Source organism: Pseudonocardia sp., from assembly GCF_050250275.1.
Taxonomy (GTDB): Bacteria; Actinomycetota; Actinomycetes; order Mycobacteriales; family Pseudonocardiaceae; genus Pseudonocardia.
In genome coordinates this window covers 1-2,972 of the sequence record NZ_JBFWOY010000027.1, presented here as the reverse complement: position 1 = coordinate 2,972, position 2,972 = coordinate 1, and the positions used below count along the sequence as shown (strand labels likewise).

General features: G+C 69.5%; 3 protein-coding genes. All 3 read right to left on the bottom strand.

Going from position 1 to position 2,972, the window contains the following annotated elements; genetic code table 11:
• Window positions 1–857, bottom strand: an 857-nt coding sequence (gene ilvC / locus AB7F12_RS22535; protein WP_428516824.1) for a ketol-acid reductoisomerase, incomplete at its 3' end; no start/stop codon positions are given.
• A 43-nt stretch (window positions 858–900) separates the two neighbouring features.
• Window positions 901–1,407: an acetolactate synthase small subunit gene (ilvN, locus tag AB7F12_RS22530; protein WP_296142890.1), complete on the bottom strand. Its 507-nt coding sequence runs from the start codon at window positions 1,405–1,407 to the stop codon at window positions 901–903.
• Window positions 1,407–2,972: acetolactate synthase large subunit (locus tag AB7F12_RS22525; RefSeq protein ID WP_428516827.1), on the bottom strand; the 1,566-nt coding region annotated here is incomplete at its 5' end. The genes ilvN and AB7F12_RS22525, both read right to left, overlap by 1 nt.

Below are 2,972 nucleotides of genomic sequence, written 5' to 3'. Positions count from 1 at the left end.
CCGTCCTGGATCTCGGCGAGGATCTTCTTCATCTCCTCCTTGGTCGCGGCGTTGACGACGCGCGGACCACGGGTGAGGTCGCCGTACTCGGCGGTGTCGGAGATGGAGAAGCGCTCGTTGGCGATGCCGCCCTCGTACATGAGGTCGACGATCAGCTTGAGCTCGTGCAGGCACTCGAAGTAGGCGATCTCCGGGGCGTAGCCCGCCTCGGTGAGCACCTCGAAACCGGTCTGGACCAGGGCGGCCGCGCCACCGCAGAGGACGGCCTGCTCACCGAACAGGTCGGTCTCGGTCTCCTCCTTGAAGGTGGTCTCGATGACGCCCGCGCGGGCGCCGCCGATCCCGGCCGCGTAGGAGAGGGCGAGCGCCTTGGCGTTGCCGGTGGCGTCCTGCTCCACGGCGATGAGCGCGGGGACACCCTTGCCGTCGACGAACTGGCGGCGGACGAGGTGGCCCGGGCCCTTCGGGGCGACCATGGCGACGTCGACGTCGGCCGGCGGCTTGATGAGGTCGTAGCGGATGTTGAAGCCGTGCCCGAAGAAGATGGCGTCGCCGCTCTTCAGGTTGGGCGCGATGTCCTCGGCGTAGATGAAGCGCTGCTTCGTGTCCGGCGCCAGGATCATGATGAGGTCGGCCCACGCCGACGCCTCGGCGGGGGTGAGCACCTCCAGGCCCTCGTCCGCGGCCTTCTGCCGGCTCTTCGACCCCTCGGGCAGCCCGATCTTCACCTCGACGCCGGAGTCACGCAGCGACAGTGCGTGCGCGTGCCCCTGGGAGCCGTAGCCGATCACGGCGACCTTGCGGCCCTGGATGATCGACAGGTCGGCGTCGTCGTCGTAGTAGATGTTCACGCTCATGACGGGTGGTACGTCCTCTCCGAGGGTGGGTTCGGGCAAGTCTCTAACGGACCGCGGCGGCGGTGATGGACCGGGGTCCGCGGCCGACCGCGACCATCCCCGACTTGACCATCTCGCGGATGCCGTACGGCTCCAGGATCCGAAGCAGCGCAGCGAGCTTGTCGACGGTGCCGGTGGCCTCGATGGTGAGCGCCTCGGGCGCCACGTCGACGACCTTGGCCCGGAACAGCTCGGCGGCCTCGAGCACCTGGCTGCGGACGGCGGCGTCGGCCCGGACCTTGACCAGCAGCAGCTCGCGCTGCACCGAGGCACCCGGGTCGAGCTCGACGATCTTGATGACGTTGACCAGCTTGTTGAGCTGCTTGGTCACCTGCTCCAGCGGCAGGTCCTCGACGGCGACGACGATCGTCATCCGCGACACGCCCTCCTGCTCGGTCGGGCCGACCGCCAGGGAGATGATGTTGAAGCCGCGCCGGGAGAACAGGCCCGAGACCCGGGCCAGGACGCCGGGCTTGTCCTCGACGAGGACCGACAGCGTGTGGGTGTGCATCACTTCGCGTCGCCGCCGTTCTCCGCGTGGTCGTCGCCGTGCTCGAGCGCCCGCTCGACGACCTCGTCGATCGCGTCGACGCCCGCCGCGAGCTCGTCGCCCTCGAAGAGCGGCCGGATGCCGCGGGCGGCCATGACCTCGTTGTTCGACGTGCCGGCCGCGACCATCGGCCAGACCTGCGCGTCGGCGCCGACGGTGAAGTCGATCACGACGGGCCGGTCGTCGATCTCCATGGCCTGCCTGATGACGCGGTCGACCTCGTCCTTGGACTCGGCACGCAACCCGACGCAGCCCATCGCCTCGGCGAGCAGCTTGAAGTCGGGGATGCGGTGCTTGTGGGTGCCGAGGTCGGTGTTGGAGTACCGCTCCGAGTAGAAGAGGTTCTGCCACTGCCGGACCATGCCCAGGTTGCCGTTGTTGATCACGGCGACCTTGATCGGGATGCCCTCGATCGCGCAGGTGGCGAGCTCCTGGTTGGTCATCTGGAAGCAGCCGTCGCCGTCGATGCACCACACGACGTCGTCCGGGCGGGCCATCTTGGCGCCCATGGCCGCAGGGACCGCGAAGCCCATCGTCCCCAGGCCGCCGGAGTTGAGCCAGGAGCGCGGCTTCTCGTACTTGATGAACTGCGCCGCCCACATCTGGTGCTGGCCGACGCCCGCCGCGTACACGGCGTCGGGGCCGGCGATGGCGCCGATCCGCTCGATGACGTACTGCGGCGACAGCGAGCCGTCGTCGGGCCAGTCGTAGCCCAGCGGAAAGGTCTCGCGCAGCTGGTTGAGCCGCGCCCACCACGCGTCGAGGTCCGCCGTGCCCTCCTCACGCTCGGCCCGCACCGCCTCCAGGAGGTCGATGACGACCTCTTTGCAGTCGCCGACGATCGGCACGTCCGCCCGGCGGTTCTTGGAGATCTCCGCCGGGTCGATGTCGGCGTGCACGACCGCGGCGTGCGGCGCGAACGACGACAGCTGACCGGTGACGCGGTCGTCGAAACGCGAACCGAGGGCGACGAGCAGGTCGGCCTCCTGCAGCGCGGCGACGGCCGAGACCGTGCCGTGCATGCCGGGCATCCCGACGTGCTGGGGGTGGCTGTCGGGGAACGCCCCGCGCGCCATCAGCGTCGTCACGACCGGGATGTTCGTCAGCTCGGCGAGCTCCAGCAGCTCCTCCGCCGCCTGGGCCTTCAGCACGCCGCCACCGACGTACAGGACCGGCCGCGACGCCGACGTCATCAGCTTGGCGGCCTCACGGATCTGCTTGCCGTGCGGCCGGGTCGTCGGCCGGTAGCCGGGCAGAGCCATCTCCGGGGGCCACGAGAACGTCGTGTGCTCCTGCAGGACGTCCTTGGGGATGTCCACCAGGACCGGGCCGGGTCGGCCCGTCGACGCCAGGTGGAAGGCCTCGGCGATCGCGCGCGGGATCTCCGTCGCGTCGGTCACCAGCATGTTGTGCTTGGTCACCGGCATGGTGATGCCGGTGATGTCGGCCTCCTGGAAGGCATCCGTGCCGATCAGCGGACGGGACTGCTGACCGGTGATCGCCACCATCGGGATCGAGTCCATGTA